We start from the raw sequence: 24,980 nt of genomic DNA, 5'->3' as shown, positions 1-24,980 counted from the left end.
CGTATTTACTCCTGTTCAGGATTTCGTAAATAATAACCTACACCACGGCGTGTGACGATCCAGTTTGGATGGCTTGGATTATCTTCTATTTTTTCACGTAGGCGACGGATCGTAACGTCTACAGTTCGGACATCTCCAAAATAGTCATATCCCCAAACAGTTTGAAGTAAATGTTCCCGTGTCATCACTTGACCGATATGTTTTGCTAAGTAATGTAACAATTCAAACTCACGGTGAGTTAACTCAATTGCTTCTCCACGTTTTAATACAAGGTAAGCATCTGGTTGGATAATTAAAGCACCAACTGTAATGTCGTTTGTCTCTTCTTTTGATTCTTCTACTTGAGCAGATACTTTTAAACGACGCATATTCGCTTTAACACGGGCAATTAATTCACGTGTACTAAATGGTTTTGTTACATAATCGTCAGCACCCATTTCAAGACCTAACACTTTATCAATTTCAGAACCTTTTGCCGTTAACATAATAATTGGGAAATCATATTTTTTACGTACTTCTCGACAAACTTCCATTCCGTCTCTTTTAGGAAGCATAATATCTAGTAGCATTAAATCCGGTTGAGATTCTTCAATCTTCTCTAACGCTTCATCTCCATCATAGGCACAGATTACTTGGTAACCTTCTTTTACTAAATTAAATTGCAAAATATCTGCAATCGGCTTTTCATCATCAACGACTAAAATTGTCTTGGTCATTTTATTCTCTCCTTTTCATATATCTATCTATCGTTTTAGTAAATTAAGTTCAAATTTTATTCTTCACAATCCATTGATACCTTCAATTAATTGAAGAAATCGTACATAAACAATTAAGGCCCTTATAAAGTCCACTTCATATTAACTCACTAGCCTTATGAAAAGTTTCACAACTAGTATAGGTTCTCGTTTTTTATTACGGTTTTCCTCGAATAGTACAAATTCAACTTTATATTATTTACTCTATCATGCATTGTTATTAAATGCATAAAGATATTATACCAAATAAAGTGGTATAACGAGTATTAGAAGCCTAATTACAATATGAAGTCAAAGTAGTATTCTCCCAGCTTCAAAAACTTTATTTTCTGGGAAATAATTTTCGACAAAATTTTCTTACTGTTTTAAAAAAAAAGACAGTCCTCTTTTATAGGACTGTCTAAGAATTCATGTTAGTTTAAATAATCGAGTGGGTTAACTAATGATCCACCTTTGTGTACTTCAAAGTGTAAATGGGTACCAGTTGATCTACCTGTTGAACCCATTATTCCAATTACTGAACCTTGAGGAACAACTTGTCCTTCACTTACTTTAATTTCAGATAAGTGTGCATATATTGTTTCATAACCATTATTATGGCTAATAACGATTTTTTGACCATATGTTCCATCCCAACCAGTAAAGGTTACGACACCATTATCCGATGCAAGGATATTATAGTTTGATGGTCGTGCAATATCGATTCCTCTATGGTAACTTCCCCAGCGTGATCCCATCTTACTTGAAATATATCCACCAACTGCTGGCCATTTAAATTCACCTGTTCCACGAGAAGAAACAACTTTTGTTCCTTTAATCGTAATACTTTCAACCGGTTCAGATAATACCGTTTCTTTCGTAACAGTTTCCTCTGTTACTTTTCCGTTAAGATGCTTAATTTGATAAGAAACTTCCTTCTCACCATTTTTCCCTTCTTGTTTAACTTCTGTTTCACCTTTAAACTTCGATTCATCTTCTTCAACGACTTCTTTAAATGGAATTTCCTCAACATTTAATTTTTCAATCGTAATTTGCACATTAACTAATGGTTTTTCAACTGTCACATTTATCCCTTGGCCGATTTGTAATAAAACATCCTCTGTTAACCCAGGATTTAACTCCAATAATTGAGCGGTTGTTAAATTGTGCTTGCTGGCAATCGTACCGAGTACGTCACCTTCTTGAACTTTATATACTTCCTTCACTTTTGAACCCGTCTTTAAATATTGAACTGCTTTTTCAGGAGTTAATATTTCTGCAGGATTTACTGCCGTTTCTTCGCCAGAAAGTTTTTCTGTTATCGTAATTTCTTTTATCCGTGTTTCATTTTGTTTCAATTCGGGTAATGTATCAAGAGAAGCATTTGCTTCATATTGTTTTAATTGTTCTTCTGTTACATATTGAAGTTTTAGTAAACGAAGCGTTTTTTCATAGTCTGCTTGGTCTTTTAAATAAACGACAGGTTGGCCATTTACTTTAAGCGCATAACTCTCAGCTTCAACTATTTGTTCATCTTTTAGTTTTGATAGAGTTGTAGAATCTTCCGTTTCATAAGAAAAAACTTGTTCAGGGACTAGTGTAACATTCGAACTTATTTCTAATACACGATCTTTATAAAGTTCTTTTGCTTCTTGTTCCTTTGTTCGGATCATTTTTTGGACAGATTCTTCATTTGAAACTGCACCAATATATGTATCTCCTACATAAACGTGATAGATTTTTTCTAATGAATCATTATCATTAGCGAAAGCTAAATTGAATGAAACAGTAGAAAATAACATAGTAGCTACTGCAACTTTATTAAATAATTTATATTTACTAGATTTAAGACTTAGTCTGTGTTGCTTTGTAAAGTCTCTTTTGATGTTCTCTTTCGAACTCATAATTAAGCCCCTTCCAAAGACTCCCTCTAAAAATAGGAGGGTTAATTTTCCACATAGAATTTTACACTTCATTACGATAACATAATCTTTTTTACGATTGAACAATTTGAGCCTTTTGTAATGAAAATGTATTATTTGCTCAATTATTGTCATAAAGTGAGAAAATTTAACTAATTAAAAAAATATTGATAATGTTCTATTTACATTTTCGCCATTTTTTCCCTCAGAATCATATATTTTTCTCGATAACATCCATTTTATCTATAAAAAAGTGACCATTCTTTTTAACTATACATAATGAAAATGAAAGATAATTTCGTAGTTAATCCTCTTATTTCGACATTTGAAACTAGTTCATTTTAAAAAAGTATAGGCATTTATACTCTCTTTTCTTGAGGTACTAAGTCATAAAAAAACTGCTAATGACATAAAGTCACTAGCAGTTCTTTTTTATATTAAGGCTTAGTCCCAAATAGGATTTACAACATTTGTTTGTTCACGAGCAGGTCCAACTGAAAACGTCATTAAATTAATACCTGTTAACTCTACAATACGTTCTACATATTTTCGAGCGTTTTCTGGAAGCTCCTCTAACGTACGAACACCTGTAATATCTTCAGTCCAACCTGGAAGTTCTTCATAAACCGGTTCACAAGCTTCAATCACATGTAAACTTGCAGGATATTCTGTAATCACTTCACCGTTATATTTGTAAGCAGTACAAATTTTCACCGTTTCTAATCCTGTTAAGACATCGATCGAGTTTAATGCTAGATCCGTAATACCACTTACACGACGAGAATGGCGTACGACAACAGAGTCGAACCAACCTACACGGCGAGGACGGCCAGTAGTTGTACCATATTCACGACCAACTTCACGGATATGATGTCCAACTTCATCGAATAATTCGGTTGGGAATGGACCATCACCTACACGAGAAGTGTACGCTTTACTAACACCTACAACACGAGAGATGTGAGATGGACCAATACCAGTACCAGTCGTCACTCCTCCTGCAACAGGGTTAGAAGATGTAACAAATGGATAAGTACCATGGTCAACGTCTAACATAACGCCTTGGGCACCTTCAAATAATATACGGCCACCTTCATCGATTACATCGTTTAAAACTTTAGAAGTATCTGTTACGTATTTCGCGATTTCTTGTCCATAACCATAATACTCTTCAAAAATATCTTCGAATTTTAAACCTTCCACTTCGTAAAATTTTTCGAATAGGCGGTTTTTCAATTGTAAATTTTCTCGTAGTTTTTGTTCGAAAACTTCACGATCTAGTAAATCCGCAATACGGATCCCAATGCGGGCAATTTTATCTTGATAACAAGGGCCAATTCCTTTACAAGTCGTTCCGATTTTGTTGTCACCACGAGATGCTTCATCCACTTTATCTTGATAAATATGGTATGGAAGAATAACTTGAGCACGATTCGAAATACGTAAGTTCGATGTATCAATACCGCGCTCTTCTAAACCTTTTAATTCAGTTACTAAAGATTTTGGGTTAATCACCATCCCGTTCCCCATAACTGAAGTTTTCTCTTTATAAAAAATACCTGATGGAATTAAATGTAATTTATAAGTTTCATCGCCAATTTTGATTGTATGACCTGCGTTATCTCCACCCGAAAAACGAGCAATAATATCTGCTTTCTTTGATAGGAAGTCAGTAATTTTCCCTTTACCTTCGTCTCCCCATTGAGTCCCTACAACTACAACTGATGTCATAACCAGCACCTCCGCTAGACGCGAGTGCGTCTTTTCTCCTCTTAACATGGGTTATTATTATTTTACCCACTATTAAAAAATTCATTTTATCAAACAGAACTATTGTAACAGTGACAACTAGTAGAAGTCAATGGAGAATAAGAAAAAACACGAACAAATAATAATTTAAAATTACTAATTGTTCGTGTTCTGAAATAGATTAATAGATGTTAGGTTAAGCATTGACTGGCATAGGATGTTGAGACCAGTCGATGTTAATAAATTTATTAAACTCTTTTTTAAATGCGAGAGTAACCGTACCTGTAGGACCATTACGTTGCTTCGCAATGATGATTTCAATCATATTTTTGTTTTCTGATTCTTTATCGTAATAGTCATCACGATACAAGAACGCTACGATATCGGCATCTTGCTCAATACTTCCGGATTCACGTATATCACTCATCATAGGGCGTTTATCTTGACGTTGCTCAACACCACGAGATAACTGTGATAAAGCAATAACCGGAACTTTTAATTCACGAGCAAGGGCTTTTAATGAACGAGAGATTTCGGATACTTCTTGTTGACGGTTTTCGCCACTTCGACCGCTCCCTTGGATTAATTGTAAGTAATCGATTAAGATCATTCCTAATCCATGTTCTTGAGCTAGTCGACGACATTTTGCACGGATTTCATTAATACGTAAACCAGGCGTATCATCAATATAAATACCAGAATTCGATAAACTACCCATAGCCATTGTTAATTTGCTCCAGTCATCTGCAGTAAGCGCACCGGTACGTAAAGTTTGGGCATCAATATTTCCTTCTGCACAAAGCAAACGCATCACTAGCTGCTCGGCACCCATCTCCAGAGAGAAGATTGCTACGTTTTCACGGGCTTTGATGGCAACATTTTGTGCAATATTTAATGCAAAGGCTGTTTTACCAACGGATGGACGTGCAGCAACGATAATTAAGTCATTTCGTTGGAATCCAGCTGTCATACGGTCTAAATCATTAAAGCCGGTAGGAATACCAGTTACATCTCCGTCACGGAATTGAAGCTGTTCGATATTGTCATAGGTTTGCACGAGCACGTCTTTTACATGCTTGAAATCCCCTGCATTTTTACGATTGGCTACTTCCATAACTTTCTTTTCAGCATCTGCTAAAAGGGCTTCAACTTCATCTTCTCGTGTATAGCCATCTTCTACAATTTTTGTAGCTACACGAATTAAACGGCGTAAAAGCGCCTTTTCTTCTACAATTTTTGCATAGTAGGCAATGTTTGCAGCAGTTGGAACGGCGTTAGCAAGCTCTGTTAAGTAAGAGAGCCCACCTACATCTTCCAATTCCTTTTTTACTGAAAGTTCTTCTGTAACTGTAACAACATCTATCGCTTTTCCTTGATCGCTTAAGTCCAACATCGTTTGGAAGATTTTTTTATGGGCAATGCGATAAAAATCATCCGGTATTAAAATTTCTGATGCTGTAATTAAGCTCTGTGGTTCAAGAAATATCGCACCGATAACCGATTGTTCTGCTTCATGGTTATGCGGTGGAACGCGGTCCAAAACGGAATCGTTCATAGACATCTCTCCTTATGCCTCTTCAACCACGTGCACTTTTAATGTTGCTTTTACTTCTGGATGTAGTTTAACTGGTACATTTGTATAACCTAATGAACGAATTCCTTCGCTTTCCATTTTACGTTTATCAATTTTAATACCGTGTTTTTTTTGAAGTGCTTCCGCAATTTGTTTTGTTGAAATGGAACCGAATAGTCTACCGCCTTCTCCAGCTTTCGCTTTAATTTCAACTTCCATTTTTTCTAGTTGTTCTTTTAAGTTTTTTGCTGCTTCTAATTCAGCTGCAGCATTTTTTTCTTCTAATTTCTTTTGCCCCTCTAATTGGCTCATTGCTTGTTTCGTTGCTTCCACAGCGTAACCGTTTTTAATTAAGAAGTTATGTGCGTACCCGTCTGCAACGTTTTTTATTTCGCCTTTTTTCCCTTTACCTTTAACATCTTTTAGAAATACTACTTTCATTCTTCATTACTCCCTTCCAATGTCTCTATAATTGCTTTCCTTAATAGCATGACTGCTTCATCGATTGTCTCTGCATCAATTTGACAAGCGGCATTTGTTAAATGACCGCCACCGCCGAGATTTTCCATTACTAATTGAACGTTAATATCTCCTAGCGAACGTGCGCTAATTCCAATTAAACCGTCTGAGCGATGGGCAATAACGAAGGATGCAGATACATCTTTCATTGTTAATAAAATATCTGCCGTTTGTGCAATTAATACAGAATCGTATTGTTTATTTCTCTCTCCGCATGCTACTGCAACACCTGGATGTATAAATTCTACTGTCTGTATAATTTTCGAACGTTCAATATACGTATCAATATCTTCTTTAAGTAATTGTTGAACGAGAATCGTATCTGCACCATATGTTCTTAAATAGGATGCTGCTTCAAACGTACGTGCTCCTGTACGCAAAGTGAAACTTTTCGTATCAACAATAATTCCCGATAAAAGGGACGTCGCTTCAAGTTTCGTTAGTTTCTCCTCTTCAGGTTGATATTCTAGTAACTCGGTTACTAATTCAGCTGTAGAGGAAGCATATGGTTCCATATAAACTAACGTTGGGTTTTGAATAAACTCTTCTCCCCGTCTATGGTGGTCAATCACAACAACTTTTTCTGATTTATTTAATAAACGGTCATCAATAACAAGACTCGGTTTATGGGTATCTACAACGATTACTAACGATTTCTCTGTCATAGTAGACAGAGCTTCATCCGGTGTAATGAAATACTTGTAAATATCAGAGTTTTCCTCAATCTCATCCATTAAGCGACTAACGCTTCCATTCAGCTCATTAAAATCAATTACGACAAAACCATCTACTTTATTTTTTTGAGCCATTTTCCGAACACCAATTGCGGCTCCAATTGCATCCATATCAGGATTTTTATGTCCCATCACGAACACTTGATCACTTTCAATAATTAAATCTTGTAACGCATGGGAAATAACGCGTGCCCGGACTCTTGTTCGTTTTTCTACCGGGTTTGTTTTCCCACCATAAAATTTAAGTTTCCCATTAGGCTGTTTAATAGCCACTTGGTCACCACCACGACCTAACACTAAGTCTAAACTGGATTGAGCTAATTCCCCGAGTTTAATAAGGGAAGAGGAGCCTGCTCCAACCCCGATACTTAAAGTTAGAGACAAGTTTTTCTGTGCTGTTTTTTCACGTATGTCATCTAAAATAGAAAACTTCTTCTTTTCTAATTCACTTAAAATCGATTCATTTAAAACAGCTAAAAAACGGTCCGACGATATCCGTCTTGCAAATATGCCGTGTGCAAATGCCCAATCATTAATAATGGACGTTACAATCGTATTTGTTAAACTTCTTGATTGGTCATCCATTCCTTGGGTTAACTCATCATAATTATCTATAAAAAGAATCGCAATAACTGTACGATCTTCAAAATATTGAGATTGGATCTTTAATTGCTCTGTTACGTCAAAGAAATATAGTAGTCTTTCTTCTTGTTTATAAACCACTTTATATTTCCGATCATCAATCGTTACTGTCTGTTCACGTTTTTCATCTGATTTTGTAAGATTATATAAATCATCAGAGAGAACAAACATTTCTTCTCCTATTAGTGTGCCATCGTCCACAATTTCAGACATATAAGGGTTCGCCCATTCAATGATAAACTTTTCGTTCACAAGCAATATCCCGATTGGCATTTCAAGAAGGGCTTCCGAACCTACTTTTTTCATTCGGAACGACAGAGATTCTATATGCTTTTCTGTATGCTCAAAGGTAATTTTTTCAAATCGCCACGCATATATTAACCCGATGGTTGTAACTAGTGCATAGACTAATCCTGCCCAAACATGCCAAAAGAGCAATAGAATAGCACCTAATAAGCCAATCATCGTTAGATACATAAGAGGATGTCGAATAATTCGCTTCCTATAAGTATCCATTTTATCAGCTCCCTACTTCTGAATCTTACCTTTGACAAATGACCGAATGTCAAAACCTAAATCGACAATTCCGATTAATACGAAGTAAGAATACAACGGAATTGCCATGATTGTAATTAACACTTTTAAAAAGCTCGGAGAACCGTATGCATCCAAGCAAAAGTGTACAAATGAAATACCTTGTAATGTTAATAGTATCCATAACACTATTGAAAAATTTAAACAAATCACAAAAAGTGCTGTACCTGGTTCAGGCGAAAGGAATAGGTTAATCGATAGTACGATTAAGTAATACCATAATACAGCCCTCGGCAAACGCATATCTTTAAATGCATTAAATTTCGGTACATTCACTCCAAAACGTTTTAACAACGGTAAGTTAATCGTTATAATAATAAAGGCAAAAAGAAAGACACCTAATGTAATCGAAGCAGGGATTACTGTTTCCATCGTTTCAAACATGACATTCATCATATCAGCAGTTATTGCTGATTGTTGCCCATTTAAACTTTCAGAAAGGGTCATCGCTTGGGAATAATTTTCCCGCATAAATTCCATGAACTCTTTAATGAAGTCTGTTTCTAACAATTTTATTGAAATAAGATATTCTATAGCAAAAGTAATTAGTATTGTTACCCCAGTGGACATCAATAAAAATACTTTACTTCTCTTTAAGCGTAGTGCATCACCCATTACAACGCCAATAGCTGCAAAGATGAGTGAAAAGGGTAAAGCTAATAACCCTCCAAAAAAGAATGGAATTATACATCCTAATACCGCTACTAAAACGGAGGAACTTCGGTCGTATTTTGCACTATACCAAGCTAGTGGAAGTGGTGCGAAAAGCATAGCAATGAGATTAAGAACTGGTACATATATGGCTATTGCAATTAAAATTGTAAATAGCGCAATCATCATTGCACCATGAGCAATCCTTTTAGTTTGATTATTCGGCATTTATAACCTTCCTTTTATGAAATCAAATAATCCTGTTCATTCGTATATTGTATCATCTTTTTAGCTATTGGACAAAAATGCAGAAAGGCGGTAAAAGTCTTAATATACTAAATTATTCAATAGGCGGCTAACAATTGCTAAATTCATCGATTAATAAAAAACATGGATTATTACAAAAAAAGTCGACAAAACCAAATTATGATTTTGTCGACTTTTTGAATTATCATCTAATCTTACTAGTGTAAGAATTAAATTTAATCTTATTTATCTTCAGCTACGAATGGAAGAAGTGCCATAATACGAGCACGTTTAATAGCTGATGTTAATTTACGTTGGTATTTTGCACTTGTACCAGTTACGCGACGTGGAAGAATTTTACCACGTTCAGAAATGAACTTTTTAAGTAGATCTACATCTTTGTAGTCGATGTGCGTAATATTGTTAGAAGTGAAGTAACAAACTTTACGGCGTTTGCGGCCTCCGCGACGTTGTGCCATTTCGATGTTCCTCCTTTTTTAGTTTTTTGTCTCTATTAGAACGGTAAATCGTCTTCAGAAACTTCAATTGGACCTTTGCTCGACGCAAACGGGTCCTCATCTACACGTGTATAGTTTTGCTGATTCCCAGAAGGTTGAGCTTGTGGGTATGAAGCAAATGGATCTTGCTCCGCGCTTCCAAATTGTTGGTTTGGTTGGCTTGTACTATATGCAGGTTGGTTCCCTCCATATTGTGGTCGCCCTCCATACTGTTGATTTGGCATACCAGCTCCACCAGTGTTTCGCGGTTCTAAAAATTGTACCGAATCCGCTACAACATCTGTTGTGTAAACACGTTTTCCATCTTGACCTTCGAAGCTACCTGTTTGAATACGACCTTCAACACCAACCAAACTTCCTTTTTTCATGAAGTTTGCTAAGTTTTCGGCCTGTTTTCGCCAAGCAATACATCCGATAAAGTCTGCTTCACGTTCACCTTGTTGGTTCGAAAATGTTCTATTTACAGCGATTGTAAAACGAGTCATCGGAACGCCACTCGGTGTGTAGCGAAGCTCTGGATCTTTCGTTAGTCTTCCAACTAATACGACACGGTTTATCACAATTTCAACCTCCTTTTCAGCATTTTAGTTAAAGTTAAATGTTAAAATTATTCTTCTTCACGTACAGCCATGTGACGAATAATGTCTTCGCTAATGTTCGCTAAACGAGTGAACTCGTTAATAGCTTCTGAACCAGCGTTAGCTTTTACGATTTGGTAGTAACCTTCACGGAAGTCGTTGATTTCATAAGCTAAACGGCGTTTGCCCCACTCTTTAGACTCGATGATTTCAGCGCCATTTGAAGATAAAACTTCATTGAAGCGTTCTACTAATGCTTTTTTCGCTTCGTCTTCAATGTTCGGACGAACGATGTACATTATTTCATACTTTTTCATTATTTTGCACCTCCTTATGGACTTGGGCTCTCCTATTAAGAGAGCAAGGAGTAAGTATTATATACTCACATCTGAGAATTGTACCACACTTCAAATATTCATGCAACAAATATAAATACTTCCAAATTAAGATTTGAACCGATTATAATGGTAGCTAGAGAGGAGAGGTAACATGTCTGAACCAAAAATAATTGAGCTTGATATGAAAGCCATAACGAAAATGAATTTATGGTTAACATTCCTTTTGTGTGTCCTATTTTTCGTTGGAAATAGTTATCTTCATCAACAATCATCATTTTCTTTTACTTTTTTGGATATTTTTCTTTTTATCGTTTACTACTTTGCACTAATCGTTCTTCATGAAATATTTCATTTGATCGGATTTATGATTTTTGGGAAAATCCAATTTAAACAACTAGATTATGGTGTTAATTTAAAACTTGGTATTGCCTATGCTACAACGTCTGTTCCTTTAAAAAATAATGAAATGAAAAAAGCATTATTGTTACCCTTTTGGACAACAGGTGTCATTCCTACATTAATCGGTTTTTTCTTTAACTCTTCTATGTTTGTTCTATTAGGAGCTATACTCATAGCTGGAGCAGTAGGTGATTTTTATATGTATAAGGAATTGCGTAAATTCCCAAAAGATGCCTTAATAAAAGATGATCCAAAGCTTCCGAGGCTTTATGTATATAATGATTAAAATAGAGGTGAACTATGTCAAATAATTTTAAGATTGTTTCATTAAATGAAAAAAAAATTATGAAACATACAATCATTTTAACAATTATTCTAAGTATTCTATTTGTAGTATTAAATTATGTAATACATAAAGATTTTTCTCCAAGCATACTCGGTTTTATCCTTGGGGTAGTCATCTATCTTGTCGTTTCTCTTCTTTTAGTTGTCGTCAATGAAATTCTAAATCTATTAGGTTATCGATATCGTTGTAAAGTTGCACCTGAATCATTATCTTTATCCATTCATCCTGAGAAAGGGTTAGTTTATTCAAAAACGACAGAAAAAATTAAAAATGCCCAGTATCAATCGATATTTCTAACTTCTTTCTCCTTTACAGGGATTATTCCATTGGCGATAGGGTTTGCAATTGGTAGTTATCCGCTATTACTTGCTAGTGCTTCTTTTATAGCAGGGGGATTGGCCAATTTTGTTGGTATTTATAAGTTAAGACACTTCCCGGATGATGCGTTAGTAAAAGATGAGCCTGAACAATTTAGTGTTTATGTCTATTTAGAAGACGAAAAACCGGAATCCTAAGTTGGACTCCGGTTTTCTTTTCAAATATATTGTGATTAAACATTAAAACGGAATAGCATAACATCGCCATCTTGTACGACGTAATCTTTTCCTTCTAAACGCACTTTTCCAGCTTCTTTTGCTGCTGCCATTGAACCAGCTGCCACTAAATCCTCATAAGCAACTGTTTCTGCACGAATAAATCCGCGCTCAAAATCTGAGTGGATAATACCCGCACATTGTGGAGCTTTCATTCCTTTACGGAAAGTCCATGCACGTACTTCTTGTACACCAGCAGTGAAATAAGTTGCTAATCCTAGTAAATCATAGGATGCACGAATTAACTGATCTAAACCGGATTCTTCAATTCCTAACTCTTCTAGGAACATCGCTTTTTCTTCATCGTCCAACTCTAAAATTTCTTCTTCGATCTTAGCACAAATTGTAATGACTTGTGCCCCTTCGGCATTTGCAAACTCACGTACTTGTTGTACGTATTGATTATTTGCCGCGTCTGCCACTTCATCTTCTGATACATTGGCTACGTAAAGCATTGGTTTAATCGTTAAAAGGTGAAGCCCTTTAATAATTTTTAATTCATCGTCCGTTAATTCAACAGAACGCGCTGGTTTTTCCATTTCTAACGCTTCTTTAATTTTTATTAAAACGGGTTCTTCAATTAAAGCTTCCTTATCTTTTTGTTTTGCCATTTTGCTAACTCGTTGTAGACGTTTTTCTACTGATTCCATATCAGCTAAAATTAATTCTAAATTAATGACTTCAATATCATCAATCGGATTTACTGATCCAGAAACGTGTGTAATATTTTCATCTTCAAAACAACGGACAACTTGGCAAATCGCATCTACTTCACGGATATGGGATAAGAATTTATTTCCTAACCCTTCTCCTTTGGATGCTCCCTTTACAATTCCTGCGATATCTGTAAATTCAAATGCAGTCGGAACAGTTTTTTTCGGTTGTACTAATTCCGTTAATTTATCTAAACGGGCATCAGGTACCTCTACTACTCCTACGTTAGGATCGATAGTTGCGAATGGATAGTTTGCTGCTAAAGCACCCGCTTTTGTAATTGCGTTAAATAATGTAGATTTCCCTACGTTCGGTAAACCTACGATACCAGCTGTTAAAGACATTCGGTTGACACGACCTTTCTTATATCAATCTTTTCCATTTTATTTTCTTCGTTTTTGAAACCAATGTTTATTATATGGATAAGTAGTGAAAAAGTCTATTTCACTAAATATTACTCTTGTCTTGCTTTTTCTAATATTTTTTTCATTTTCTTACCAAAGTCCCGTCGAGGAATCATCACACTATGACCACAACCTTGGCATTTTATTCGTATATCTGCTCCCATACGAATGATTTTCCATGCATTTGTTCCACATGGATGTTGTTTCTTCATTTCTACAATATCATGCAGTCCAAATTCTTTTGTTTCCATTATTCCTCATCTCCTTCTGATTCTTTATTACCACGATCATAAAGCATCATTTTCGGATATGCCATTGGAATTCCATTTTTGTCTAAGATTTCTTTTACATCACGTCGAATCACACGGGCAATTGTATAGTGCTGTAAAGGTTGTGTTTCTGCAACGATACGTATTGTCACTTCCGTCCCTACTACATTTTGAACACCTAAAAAGGACGGAACACCTACTAATTCCTCAAATTTCGAAGGCAACGTTTCTAAATAAGCTGTTAATAATCTTTCTACTTTTTCGATATCAGCATCAATGGCAACTTGCATATCAATAATCGCTTTGGAATTATTTACGGAGAAGTTAACAACATCTAAAATTTGGCCATTCGGAATGATATATTGTTCTCCCGTAACTCCTAAAATTTTCGTAGTTCTTAACCCTATCTCGGTTACTGTACCTTCAGAATTATTTAACCGAATATAATCCCCTACACCAAATTGATCCTCAAGAATAATAAAGAACCCAGTAATAATATCCTTAACTAAACTTTGAGCTCCAAACCCGATTGCTAAACCGGCAATCCCTGCACCAGCAAGTAAACCGCCGATATTAATTTCAACAGCTGACAAAATTGCTATCATCGCTGAGAAGTATACTAAATAGGACAATGTACTATGCAGTAATTTTATAATCGTTTGTTGACGTCTTTCACTTTGATTAATTGGTGTTTTTAGTTTTAAAGAAAAAACTCGTGTTATAATCTTTTTCCCTATAAAAATGACTATATAGGATATGACAAGAATCATGACAATTTTTATAGAGGCATGAATGATAAACTCCCACAATTCATCACTCGTAAAATAATCCCAAGTTTTTTCCGCCATTTTAGCTAAGCCTTTTGCTTCTTTTTCCACAGCTTTTGTAGCCATTTTTCCACTCCTTGTATAACTAACTAAAAATTTGAATATACTTCATTACAATATAGGAAATTTTCTACCATTTAGGTACATGTTTATTAATTCAAAAGAAAGCGAGAATTGCTTATGCAAAAAATGATAAATGACCCGTTAAAATCATTCGTTCATTATGAACAAACAGGTGCACTATGGCAATTAAGTGACCTATTTCTAAATTATATCCCATTCGACGAAGAACATATTATTTTTTGTTGTATCGGTACAGACAGGTCAACTGGGGATGCATTAGGACCTTTAACAGGTAGTTTTTTATCTAGTTTTCATTCATTCCCCTTTGAAGTTATTGGGACATTGGAAAATCCGTTACATGCAATCAATTTAGCACCAACAATGGAGGAAATAAAACAAAAACCCTCAGTACCATTTATTGTTGCAATTGATGCTTGTTTAGGTAACGAACAGAATATCGGCCATATTATCGTCCATGAAGGACCGTTATTTCCTGGAAAAGCTGTTAAGAAAGAATTACCTCCCGTCGGAGACATCTCGATTAAAGGGATCGTTAATGTTGGAGGATTTATGGAAATGCTTGTTTTACAAAATACCCGACTAAATACTACGTATGCTATGAGCAATAAAATTGCACGTGCAATACTTCTTGCCTATCAACGTCATCTATTGAAAAAGAAACATGATCGTAACGACCAAGCCGACTATAATGATTCCAGGGAGCAAATTGGCTACACGAATCTTCGTTAAACCAGCTATATTTAATCCAATGGCCATAATCATTACACCACCGGTAGCCGTCATTTCTTGAATGAACAAGCTTAACGCGGCTTCTGGTATATACTCACTTATAATCTTTGCAGATACCGTAATCATACCTTCATATAAAAGAACAGGGAATGCTGAGATTAATACCCCTATCCCAAGAGTAGAAGATAACACAATGGCAGTAAATCCATCAATAATCCCTTTCGTAATAAGGACAGAATGATCATTTCTAATTCCACTATCTAATGCACCTAATATACCCATTGATCCTATAATAAAAATCAACGTAGCATTTACAAACCCTTCAGCAATCCCTTTTTCGGGCGATTTATTGCCCATTTTATGTTCCATCCATTTTCCTAACTGGAACAGTTTTTTATCTAAATCAATCCATTCGCCGATGACAGCACCTATGACAATACTAATAATCACGATGATAAAATTGCTCGTTTTGAATCCCATTTGGATTCCTAATAAAGTAACTGCTAACCCAATACTCATTAAAACCGTGCTTTTCATATTCTCAGATATATTTTTAAAAAATCGGCCGATAATTGAGCCGACTACTATTAATAATACATTGATGAATGTTCCTAGAAGTACCATTGATTAACCTCTTCTCAGAAAAAAGAGCGCCGAAATTTGGCGCTCACAACTTTTCCTATTCCTGTTCTAGTTGTAAAATTTCTAAAATACGCTCTAAATCATCTTCAGAATAAAATTCAATTTCAATTTTCCCTTTATTCTTTGACTTTCTAATTTGTACATTAGTACCAAAATATTCACGTAATTGTGTTTCTGTTGCTTGAACGAAAATATCCTTTTTCTTCGGCTTATCTGTTTCACGTGAAACTTCTTCATTAAGTTGTTTAATATAAACTTCTAATTGACGCACATTTAAGGATTGTTTAATTACCTTGTTTGCCACTTCAGGTATTCTTCTTTTATTTTTCAAACCAAGAAGTGTCCGTCCATGTCCCATTGATAATTGACCACTATTTACTAAATCCCTTACCTCGTCTGGCAATTGCAATAAACGTAAATGGTTCGTAATGTAAGGTCTACTTTTCCCTAATCGTTTTGCAAGTTCTTCTTGCGTAAAGTTTAATTTTTCCATTAAACTTTCGTAAGCTTCTGCTTCTTCAATAGGGGTTAAGTCTTCCCTTTGGAGGTTTTCCAAAATGGCTAGTTCCATCATTTGTTCTTCCGTCAGATCTTTTACGATGGCTGGAATTTCCTCTAAGTTAGCTAACTTTGCAGCACGGAAGCGTCTTTCACCGACAACAATTTCATATTTTTTTCCCTTTTTTCTTACAACAATCGGTTGTATAATCCCGTGTTCACTTATTGATTGAGCTAGTTCAGTAATTGCTTCATCATCAAATAGTTTACGTGGTTGAAAAGGATTAACGACTAGTTTCTGTAATGCGATTTTTTCAATTTGCTCTTCGTTTGGTTGTAAATGTTCTAATGTCTCAGTAGGAAATAACGCACCAATTCCTTTTCCTAATCCTCTAGCCATTTTAAATCACTTCCCTTGCTAACTCTAAATAGACTTCAGCACCTCTTGATTTTGAATCGTAAATAATAATCGGTTCTCCATGGCTTGGTGCCTCACTTAAACGAACGTTTCGGGGAATAATCGTTTTATACACCTTATCTTGAAAATATTTTTTTACTTCATCGATTACTTGTATACCTAAATTCGTACGAGCATCTAACATTGTTAATAAAACACCGTCGATATATAACTGTTGATTTAAATGTTTTTGAACGAGACGTACGGTTGATAATAATTGGCTTAACCCTTCTAGAGCGTAGTATTCACATTGAACAGGAATAATGACGGCGTCCGATGCGGTTAAAGCATTAATTGTTAGCAACCCTAATGAAGGTGGGCAATCTATAATAATATAATCATACTGTTCTTTCACATTTTGTAAGGCATGTTTTAATCTAACTTCACGAGAAATAGTTGAAACGAGTTCAATTTCTGCACCTGCAAGGGAAATAGTTGCCGGAACAACATACAAATTTTCAACTTTTGATTGTTGGACGACGTTTACGACTTCTTCATCATCGATTAGAACATCGTAGATACAACTCTGAATTTCACCTTTATTTATACCAACTCCACTTGTAGCATTACCTTGTGGATCAATGTCTATTAAAAGTACTTTTTTCCCTAAATAAGCAAGACAAGCGCTTAAATTAACAGATGTTGTAGTTTTTCCTACACCACCTTTTTGGTTCGTAATGGCAATAATTCTTCCCAAGCTTTATGCACCTGCTTTCATCAATCAATTTATTAAAAAATGAAATACACCTTAACGTATGATTCAAACTTTAAACCCTTGGAATCTATATGAAGTAAATAAGTATTTCTATTTTATCAAATTTATATAATAGATGTATGACATTCTAAAAACATATTGTATAAATTTTATAGAAAAAGGGGCATCTCAAAAAATGAGACACCTCCTTTATTGTTAAATATGAAGTAATAAATATCACTATAACCTAATTGGGAAGCAAAAAAGTTATCTATTGGAATACTTTGAACTTATTTTTTCTTTGGTATTTTAACAGTAATTTGGTAGTACTCTTCTGTATCTTCCTCTTCTGTTTTTACATTAATACCACTTTTTGTCACCATTGAAAGGGATTGTTTAATTGTATTTAAGGCAATACGAATATCTTTACTTATCGCCTTTCTTTTTGGTTTTTCTTTTTTCACTTCTTCTTTTGGTTCAGTAAGTTGTTGAATATATTCCTCTAATTGGCGTACATTCCAATCATTTTCTTTGATCATTGTAACTAATGCCACTTGCACTTCTTCTTCTTTAATTGAAATCATCGCACGAGCATGGCGCTCCGTGATTTCTCTCTTTAAGATTGCTTCTTGTACAAACTGAGGTAGTTTTAATAAACGTAATTTATTTGCGACAGTAGATTGACCTTTCCCTAAACGTTGAGCAAGTGCTTCTTGAGTTAGTGAATGAAGTTCGAGCAATTGCTGATAAGCCAATGCTTCTTCGATTGCCGTTAGTTCTTCTCGTTGAAGATTCTCAATTAAAGCAATAGAAGCCGTTTCTTTATCACTTAAATTACGAACAATTGCAGGTACTTCAGTCCAATTTAGTTTTTTCATTGCTCGGTAACGACGTTCACCCGCAATAATCTCATAGCGATCGTCTTCATAACTTCGTACAACAATCGGTTGAATCACACCGTGGGTATGAATCGTTCTTGATAACTCTTCAATTTTATCTTCATCAAAAACCGTACGAGGTTGGAACCGATTTGGAATAATTTTATCGATTGGGATTTTTACTACTTCTTCTGCAGCCTTATTCTTATCATCTTGTGCTACTACTTGTTCGACTTCATTTTTTTCTTCAGAAACAGTTTTTTCGCCGCCTCCGAAAAAACGTGAAAAAGGACTTTTCATTCAATAGGCACCACCTTTTAGAAACTATCTTGCTCGATACTCAATATAAATATTATTTATTATTATTTATAAAATGTACAGAGTCTGATAGATGTAAAAATCTATTAAATTAACATAAATATAAAATATGTATGCTTCAAGATGCAAAATTATATCTAAAAATTTGTGACAAATAAAAGTTTTCTAATAAAAACAAAGATAAAAACACGATGATTTTCCATATAGAGTAAATGTTTCATGTGGAACATTTGTTAGATTAATAGAAACACAACTCTTTTATTCTACTAAAAAAACCTAACTTATAAAATTAAATTGCACATTAGCCGTATATCAATAATTTTTATAAAATTCCTATACGGCTAATAAAACAATTTTTAAACGATTGGTGTTTTATTTGGAACCCCTGGCTTACGAGGATATTTTTTTGGTGTTTGTTTAACTTTATCAAATACATACAAAGTACGTTCGCTTTCTTCTATAGGCAATGTATAGGCAAATTCTTCTTTTAAAGATCCACCCAATGTTGTAATTGCTTTTTTCGCATCTTTTAACTCTTCCGGTCCTGCCGCTGCTTTTAATGCAACAAAGTAACCACCTTGTTTAGCAAGTGGGAAGCAAAGTTCAGATAATACGGATAATCTTGCGACCGCCCTCGCCGTTACTACATCAAACTTTTCACGGTATGATGTATTTTGTCCAAATTCTTCAGCACGAGCATGAACAAACTCCACATGATCCAATTGTAATTGTTCACTTAAATGATTTAAAAATGTTATACGTTTATTTAAAGAATCAACAATCGTTACATGTAAATGAGGGAAACATATTTTGATTGGTAAACTTGGGAAGCCTGCACCTGCACCTACATCACAAACAGACTCTACTTTCGTAAAATCAAAGTAAAAACTTGCACTTATGGAATCATAGAAATGCTTTAAATAGACGCCTTCAAAATCTGTGATTGCCGTTAAATTCATTTTTTCATTCCACTCTACGAGCAGTTCAAAATATTTTTTAAACTGAGCGATTTGTTGATCACTAAGTTCAATCCCCTTATTTTTTAATGCTTCAATAAATTGTTGTTCGTTCATATGAATCTCCTTTATTTGAGAATGGATGCTTATTTACAAAAGAAGGAGCGTCCGAGAAAAGTTGGTACTCGAACGCTCATTGAACAATTATTCGTTACTTACTCGCGCAATCTTCCCTTGTTCAATATAAACAAGCAAAATTGAAATATCTGCAGGGTTAACACCCGAAATACGAGAAGCTTGTGCAATTGATAATGGACGTACTTCTTTTAGTTTTTCCCGTGCTTCTGTTGCTAAGCTAGAAATATCATCATAATCAATATCTTCTGGTATTTTTTTACCTTCCATTTTATGAAGTTTTTCTACTTGATTTAAAGCTTTTTGAATATAACCTTCATATTTCAATTGAACTTCTATTTGTTCCTTCACTTCTTCACTTAATTCAAGACCAGATGGAGATAATGAAGCAACTAAATCATAAGTCATTTCAGTTCGTTTTACTAAATCTGAAGCACGAATACCATCTTTTAATTCTGTACCGCCTACAGAGCGGATAACTTCTTGTGTCGTTTCATTTGGTTTAATAATAACTTCACGAAGTCGAGCAATCTCGGTTTCAATTTGTTCTTTTTTCTCCGTAAATTTAGCAAAACGTTCTTCTGAAATTAACCCTAATTTATAGCCTAATTCCGTTAAACGTAAGTCTGCATTATCATGACGAAGTAATAATCGATATTCTGCACGGGATGTTAGTAGACGATAAGGTTCATTTGTTCCTTTTGTTACTAAATCATCAATTAATACACCGATATAAGCTTCTGAACGTTTTAAAATAACTTCTTCTTTTCCTAAAACTTTTGCCGCAGCGTTAATACCCGCCATTAACCCTTGACCAGCAGCTTCTTCATACCCACTCGTACCGTTAATTTGGCCAGCTGTATAAAGATTTTTAATTCTTTTCGTTTCTAATGTTGGCCATAATTGAGTCGGAACAATGGCATCATATTCAATCGCATAACCTGCACGCATCATTTCTGCTTTTTCTAACCCAGGAATCGTTTGTAACATTTTCCGTTGAATATGCTCTGGTAAACTTGTTGATAAGCCTTGTACATAGACCTCTTGCGTATCGCGGCCTTCCGGTTCCAAGAATAATTGGTGACGAGGTTTATCGTTAAAGCGAACAATTTTCGTTTCAATAGATGGACAATATCGTGGTCCTGTACCTGTAATGGCCCCTGTATACATCGGTGCTTTATCAAGATTATCGTTAATAATTTGATGTGTTTCAGGACTTGTATACGTTAACCAACAAGGAATTTGATCCATGATAAATTCAGTTGTTTCAAAACTAAAAGCACGTGGTACATCATCGCCAGGTTGAATTTCCGTTTTACTATAATCTATCGTTTTACTGTCTACACGTGGTGGTGTACCAGTTTTAAAACGTACCATCTCAAAGCCAAGATCCCGCATATTATCTGCTAATTTAATAGACGGTTGTTGATTATTTGGCCCACTTGAATATTTTAATTCCCCAATAATAATTTCACCGCGCAAATACGTACCTGTTGTTACAATAACAGCTTTTGCTCTGTAAATCGCACCTGTTTGAGTAATAACACCTTGAACAACACCATCTTCAACGATTAATTCATCCACAATTGATTGATGAATCGTTAAATTTTCTTCTTCCTCTAATAATCGTTTCATTTCACGTTGGTAAAGGACTTTATCTGCTTGAGCACGTAAAGCTCGTACTGCAGGACCTTTCCCTGTATTTAACATACGCATTTGGATATGTGTTTTATCGATTACTTTTCCCATCACACCGCCTAATGCGTCAATTTCACGTACAACGATTCCTTTTGCTGGTCCACCTACAGATGGATTACATGGCATAAAGGCAATCATGTCTAGGTTAATTGTCACCATGAGTGTTTTCGCACCCATTTTAGCTGCGGCATATGCTGATTCTACACCAGCATGACCTGCACCGATGACAATAACATCATATTGTCCAGCTTCATATGTTGTTGTCATGCCGTCTCTTCCTCTCTCATTTATCATTTATTTTCCTAAACAGAATTGTGAGAATAGCTGATTAATCAAGCTCTCTTGTACTGTGTCACCGACTATTTCCCCTAATAGTTCCCATGTTTTCGTAACATCAATTTGAATCATATCAACCGGAACACCTGAATGAGCTGCATCAATTGCATCTTCAATCGTTGATTTTGCTTGATGAAGTAAAGCAATATGGCGGGCATTGGAAACATACGTTAAATCATTTGCTTCCACTTGGCCTTCAAAGAAAGTCTTAGCAATTGCTTCTTCAAGCTCGATAATTCCTTGTTCTTGTAAAATAGATGTTGTTACAACAGGACGGCCATTAGACAATTCCTTCACTTTTTCTAAATTGATTTGTTGCGGTAAATCTGTTTTATTGACAACGACTATAAAGTCCATATTTTGAATTGTTTCAAATAGACGTTCATCTTCTTCAGATAATTTTTCTGCCGAATTTAACACAAGTAAAATTAAATCTGCTTCCTTTAATACTTGGCGAGATTTTTCTACCCCTATTCTTTCAACGATATCTTCCGTTTCACGAATCCCTGCTGTATCGACTAGACGTAAAGGTACACCGCGCACATTGACATACTCTTCTATAATATCACGAGTTGTGCCTGCAACATCAGTAACAATTGCCTTATTCTCGTGAATTAAACTATTTAATAATGAAGATTTCCCTACATTCGGTCTACCAAGAATAACGGTAGAAAGCCCTTCTCGTAATATTTTTCCTTGAGATGAAGTTTGTAATAACTTTGCGATTTCATCCCGTACCCATGAACATTTTTCTAAAAGTACTGGAATTGTCATCTCTTCTACATCATCATACTCAGGATAATCTATATTAACCTCTACATGAGCTAATGTCTCGATTAATGCTTGACGCAATTGGCTGATTAATCTGGAAAGCTTTCCTTCCATTTGCCCCAAAGCCACATTCATCGCACGATCCGTTTTTGCTCGGATTAAATCCATTACTGCCTCAGCTTGAGATAAATCAATACGTCCATTTAAGAAAGCACGTTTTGTAAATTCTCCCGGTTCAGCTAATCTTGCTCCATTTTGTAAAACGAGCTGTAACACCCGATTAACCGAAACAATTCCCCCATGGCAGTTAATTTCAACTACATCTTCACGGGTAAAGGTTTTTGGTGCCCGCATTAACGAAATCATGACTTCCTCCACGATTTCTTCACTTCTAGGTTCAATTAAATGACCATAGTGAATCGTATGGGTTTTTTCCTCCATTAATTTTTTGCCACTAGGTGACTTGAACATTTTATCTGCTATTTTAACTGCTTCATCCCCACTTAAACGAACAATGGCAATGGCTCCTTCGCCCATTGGTGTGGATATCGCGGCAATTGTATCATATTCCATTTTAAAATCCTCCTACTAAATCAATTACACATAGGTGTAATTTTTCGACCACGCTAAAACGTCATAAAATGAATACTTTTATCTTGTGAAAACTATACAAAGTTATCCACATGTGAATAACTGTTACGAACTTTATTTACTAACAATTTAGAGTAACATATTTTATTGAATAACGAAAGTAAAGCAAATTTTCCACATGTGGATAACATGAATAATAAAAATTAGAAAAAGCAAAATAAAAAACGACCTTTCAAAGGTCGTTTTTGAATCTGTATGTTAAAAAATTATTTAACTGGTTCAATTACTAAATGTCGGTTCGGTTCAGTACCTTCCGAATACGTCTCAATATCAACTCGATTAGCTAATGCATTATGAATGACTTTTCTTTCATAAGAAGGCATCGGCTCTAAAGAAACCTTTTTACCTGAGCGAATCGCTTTATCTGCCATTCGTTCAGCTAATTGCTCTAAAGCGATTTGACGTCGTTCACGGTAATTTTCTACATCGAGTTTAACCATTAAGAAAGATTTTGAGCTTTTATTAACTACTAATTGGGTTAATTGTTGTAATGCATTTAATGTAGCACCACGTTTCCCTATTAAAAGAGCAGCCTTTTCACTTTCCAATTTAAATAAGACGTTTTTACCTTGAATTTTTCCATCAATGGATAAGTCATCAATCCCCATTTCAATTGCTATCTGTTGCAAATAATCTTGCGCAATATCTAGTGGATTTTCTTCTTTTTCGTTTTCTACCTCGAATTCAACTGTTTCAACTGTTTCCTCTTGAATATTTTCTTCATGATGTGGAGCTTCAACAATTGGTTCTGTAATCATTTCATTGACAGTTACACGAACTTCCGCTTGTCGTGCACCAAAACCTAAAAATCCCTTTTTACCTTCTTGTAAAACTTCAACTTCTACTTGATCACGAGTAGTCTTAAGTTGTTGTAACGCTAATGAGATCGCTTCTTCTACTGTTGCGCCTAATTGCGTAATTTGTTTCACTTTTTCGCTCCTCCTGTTGTAGCAGGTTCTGTTTTCTTTCTATTCCAAGGCTTATAAATAACAAGGTTTTGAATAACTGAGATGATGTTTCCGACAACCCAATATAAAGATAATGCAGCTGGTAATACAGCACCAAATACAATAATCATTACTGGCATGATGTACATCAACACTTTCATTTGAGGGTTGTCCATTGCAGGTCCAGTCATTAATACAACAAATTGAATTAAACCAGCTAAAATCGCTAATGTAATACTTGAATCTGCAAGTGGGAAAATAAGAAATGTCCCTAAATCAAAGGTTGGTGTTGCATTCATACGGCTAATTGCATGATAGAATCCAATTAAAATAGGCATTTGAATTAACATTGGGAAACATCCTGCCGCCGGATTTACACCAGAGTTTTGCATTAATGCCATCATTTCTTGCTGATACTTTTGTTGTGTAACAGCATCCTTTGAAGCATATTTCCTTTGTAATTCTTTCATTTTTGGTTGGATTTCTTGCATTTTTTTCGAGCTTTTAACTTGTTTAATCGTTAATGGAAGAATGACTAATCGGATTATGATTGTAACGGCAATAATCCCAAGAGCATACGTACCTAATAATTCTGCGAAATACTTAATAACTGATACTAATGGCCAAACGATAAATTCATTCCAAAAGCCTTCGCTTTCAGATGAAATTGGCTGATCAAATTCTGTACAACCAGACAGCAACAATGCTACTGAAACTAGCGACAGAATCATCCAATGACTTTTCTTCAACCTTCTTCCTCCTAGAATACTATTCAACTTTTTTGCTATTTTACCACGTGTAGCCGCTTACACTCTACAAATTGTTTTAATTCCCTC

The 24,980-nt window shown here is 35.1% G+C and carries 25 protein-coding genes; 3 read left to right on the top strand and 22 right to left on the bottom strand.

Annotated features, from left to right (window positions below; translation table 11 throughout):
- Window positions 1-5: 5 nt before the first annotated feature.
- From yycF to rpsF, 10 genes are all read right to left on the bottom strand, one after another.
- A complete protein-coding gene (gene yycF / locus H9636_RS08595) occupies window positions 6-716 on the bottom strand; it encodes a response regulator YycF (RefSeq protein WP_191707213.1) in 711 nt (236 codons plus the stop codon).
- Between the two features lie 452 nt (window positions 717-1,168).
- On the bottom strand, window positions 1,169-2,638 hold the full coding sequence (locus H9636_RS08590; protein WP_191707212.1) for a peptidoglycan DD-metalloendopeptidase family protein: 1,470 nt from the start codon (window positions 2,636-2,638) through the stop codon (window positions 1,169-1,171).
- A gap of 462 nt (window positions 2,639-3,100) precedes the next feature.
- Window positions 3,101-4,387: an adenylosuccinate synthase gene (locus H9636_RS08585; protein ID WP_191707211.1), complete on the bottom strand. Its 1,287-nt coding sequence runs from the start codon at window positions 4,385-4,387 to the stop codon at window positions 3,101-3,103.
- Window positions 4,388-4,601: 214 nt separating this feature from the next.
- Window positions 4,602-5,960 carry a replicative DNA helicase gene (gene dnaB, locus H9636_RS08580; protein ID WP_122972066.1) on the bottom strand — a complete coding sequence of 453 codons (1,359 nt, stop codon included), beginning with the start codon at window positions 5,958-5,960 and terminating at the stop codon, window positions 4,602-4,604.
- Window positions 5,961-5,972: 12 nt separating this feature from the next.
- On the bottom strand, window positions 5,973-6,419 hold the full coding sequence (rplI, locus tag H9636_RS08575) for a 50S ribosomal protein L9 (RefSeq protein ID WP_191707210.1): 447 nt from the start codon (window positions 6,417-6,419) through the stop codon (window positions 5,973-5,975).
- The gene (locus H9636_RS08570) at window positions 6,416-8,389 is read right to left on the bottom strand and encodes a DHH family phosphoesterase (protein WP_191707209.1); all 1,974 of its coding nucleotides are present in this window, start codon (window positions 8,387-8,389) and stop codon (window positions 6,416-6,418) included. The genes rplI and H9636_RS08570 overlap by 4 nt, the downstream gene beginning before the upstream one ends.
- Before the next feature lie 12 nt (window positions 8,390-8,401).
- Window positions 8,402-9,346, bottom strand: coding sequence for a YybS family protein (locus H9636_RS08565; RefSeq protein ID WP_191707208.1), 945 nt, complete (start codon window positions 9,344-9,346; stop codon window positions 8,402-8,404).
- A gap of 260 nt (window positions 9,347-9,606) precedes the next feature.
- Window positions 9,607-9,843: a 30S ribosomal protein S18 gene (rpsR, locus tag H9636_RS08560; protein ID WP_122972062.1), complete on the bottom strand. Its 237-nt coding sequence runs from the start codon at window positions 9,841-9,843 to the stop codon at window positions 9,607-9,609.
- A gap of 35 nt (window positions 9,844-9,878) precedes the next feature.
- Window positions 9,879-10,442 carry a single-stranded DNA-binding protein gene (ssb, locus tag H9636_RS08555; RefSeq protein ID WP_191707207.1) on the bottom strand — a complete coding sequence of 188 codons (564 nt, stop codon included), beginning with the start codon at window positions 10,440-10,442 and terminating at the stop codon, window positions 9,879-9,881.
- Between the two features lie 47 nt (window positions 10,443-10,489).
- Window positions 10,490-10,777, bottom strand: a complete 288-nt coding sequence (gene rpsF / locus H9636_RS08550; RefSeq protein ID WP_191707206.1) for a 30S ribosomal protein S6 — start codon at window positions 10,775-10,777, stop codon at window positions 10,490-10,492.
- Window positions 10,778-10,949: 172 nt separating this feature from the next.
- On the opposite strand from rpsF, the gene H9636_RS08545 reads away from it, so the two are divergent.
- Both H9636_RS08545 and H9636_RS08540 read left to right on the top strand, forming a co-directional pair.
- A complete protein-coding gene (locus H9636_RS08545) occupies window positions 10,950-11,483 on the top strand; it encodes a DUF3267 domain-containing protein (RefSeq protein WP_191707205.1) in 534 nt (177 codons plus the stop codon).
- A 14-nt stretch (window positions 11,484-11,497) separates the two neighbouring features.
- Complete coding sequence (locus H9636_RS08540) at window positions 11,498-12,058, top strand: metalloprotease family protein (protein ID WP_191707204.1); 561 nt, start codon at window positions 11,498-11,500, stop codon at window positions 12,056-12,058.
- A 35-nt stretch (window positions 12,059-12,093) separates the two neighbouring features.
- Here H9636_RS08540 and ychF read toward each other — a convergent pair whose 3' ends face one another.
- The 3 genes from ychF to H9636_RS08525 form a co-directional block, all read right to left on the bottom strand.
- Window positions 12,094-13,194, bottom strand: a complete 1,101-nt coding sequence (gene ychF, locus H9636_RS08535) for a redox-regulated ATPase YchF (protein WP_191707203.1) — start codon at window positions 13,192-13,194, stop codon at window positions 12,094-12,096.
- A gap of 110 nt (window positions 13,195-13,304) precedes the next feature.
- The gene (locus tag H9636_RS08530; RefSeq protein WP_191707202.1) at window positions 13,305-13,505 is read right to left on the bottom strand and encodes a DUF951 domain-containing protein; all 201 of its coding nucleotides are present in this window, start codon (window positions 13,503-13,505) and stop codon (window positions 13,305-13,307) included.
- Entirely contained in the window at window positions 13,505-14,416 is a 912-nt protein-coding gene (locus H9636_RS08525) for a mechanosensitive ion channel family protein (protein WP_191707201.1), read from the bottom strand. The genes H9636_RS08530 and H9636_RS08525 overlap by 1 nt, the downstream gene beginning before the upstream one ends.
- Window positions 14,417-14,530: 114 nt before the next feature.
- Between H9636_RS08525 and yyaC the strand changes: the two genes are divergently transcribed.
- A complete protein-coding gene (yyaC, locus tag H9636_RS08520; protein ID WP_191707200.1) occupies window positions 14,531-15,163 on the top strand; it encodes a spore protease YyaC in 633 nt (210 codons plus the stop codon).
- Here yyaC and H9636_RS08515 read toward each other — a convergent pair.
- The 9 genes from H9636_RS08515 to yidC all read right to left on the bottom strand — a co-directional run bounded on the left by H9636_RS08515 (window position 15,080) and on the right by yidC (window position 24,893).
- Window positions 15,080-15,787 (bottom strand): DUF554 domain-containing protein, encoded by a 708-nt coding sequence (locus H9636_RS08515; RefSeq protein WP_191707199.1) that lies wholly within the window; start codon window positions 15,785-15,787, stop codon window positions 15,080-15,082. The genes yyaC and H9636_RS08515 overlap by 84 nt on opposite strands.
- A 55-nt stretch (window positions 15,788-15,842) precedes the next feature.
- The gene (locus H9636_RS08510; protein ID WP_191707198.1) at window positions 15,843-16,703 is read right to left on the bottom strand and encodes a ParB/RepB/Spo0J family partition protein; all 861 of its coding nucleotides are present in this window, start codon (window positions 16,701-16,703) and stop codon (window positions 15,843-15,845) included.
- A 1-nt stretch (window position 16,704) separates the two neighbouring features.
- The gene (locus H9636_RS08505; RefSeq protein WP_191707197.1) at window positions 16,705-17,457 is read right to left on the bottom strand and encodes a ParA family protein; all 753 of its coding nucleotides are present in this window, start codon (window positions 17,455-17,457) and stop codon (window positions 16,705-16,707) included.
- A gap of 287 nt (window positions 17,458-17,744) precedes the next feature.
- A complete protein-coding gene (noc, locus tag H9636_RS08500; protein WP_191707196.1) occupies window positions 17,745-18,632 on the bottom strand; it encodes a nucleoid occlusion protein in 888 nt (295 codons plus the stop codon).
- Between the two features lie 374 nt (window positions 18,633-19,006).
- A complete protein-coding gene (gene rsmG, locus H9636_RS08495; protein ID WP_191707195.1) occupies window positions 19,007-19,723 on the bottom strand; it encodes a 16S rRNA (guanine(527)-N(7))-methyltransferase RsmG in 717 nt (238 codons plus the stop codon).
- 87 nt (window positions 19,724-19,810) lie between these two features.
- On the bottom strand, window positions 19,811-21,706 hold the full coding sequence (mnmG, locus tag H9636_RS08490; RefSeq protein WP_191707194.1) for a tRNA uridine-5-carboxymethylaminomethyl(34) synthesis enzyme MnmG: 1,896 nt from the start codon (window positions 21,704-21,706) through the stop codon (window positions 19,811-19,813).
- Window positions 21,707-21,733: 27 nt separating this feature from the next.
- Window positions 21,734-23,119: a tRNA uridine-5-carboxymethylaminomethyl(34) synthesis GTPase MnmE gene (gene mnmE, locus H9636_RS08485; protein ID WP_191707193.1), complete on the bottom strand. Its 1,386-nt coding sequence runs from the start codon at window positions 23,117-23,119 to the stop codon at window positions 21,734-21,736.
- Window positions 23,120-23,403: 284 nt separating this feature from the next.
- On the bottom strand, window positions 23,404-24,126 hold the full coding sequence (gene jag, locus H9636_RS08480) for an RNA-binding cell elongation regulator Jag/EloR (RefSeq protein ID WP_191707192.1): 723 nt from the start codon (window positions 24,124-24,126) through the stop codon (window positions 23,404-23,406).
- Window positions 24,123-24,893: a membrane protein insertase YidC gene (gene yidC / locus H9636_RS08475; RefSeq protein ID WP_191707191.1), complete on the bottom strand. Its 771-nt coding sequence runs from the start codon at window positions 24,891-24,893 to the stop codon at window positions 24,123-24,125. Before yidC ends, jag begins: the two co-directional genes overlap by 4 nt.
- Window positions 24,894-24,980: the final 87 nt, after the last annotated feature.

Origin of the sequence: Ureibacillus galli, assembly GCF_014836845.1 — a bacterium.
Taxonomy (GTDB): Bacteria; Bacillota; Bacilli; order Bacillales_A; family Planococcaceae; genus Ureibacillus; species Ureibacillus galli.
This window is presented reverse-complemented; position numbering and strand designations above follow the sequence as displayed.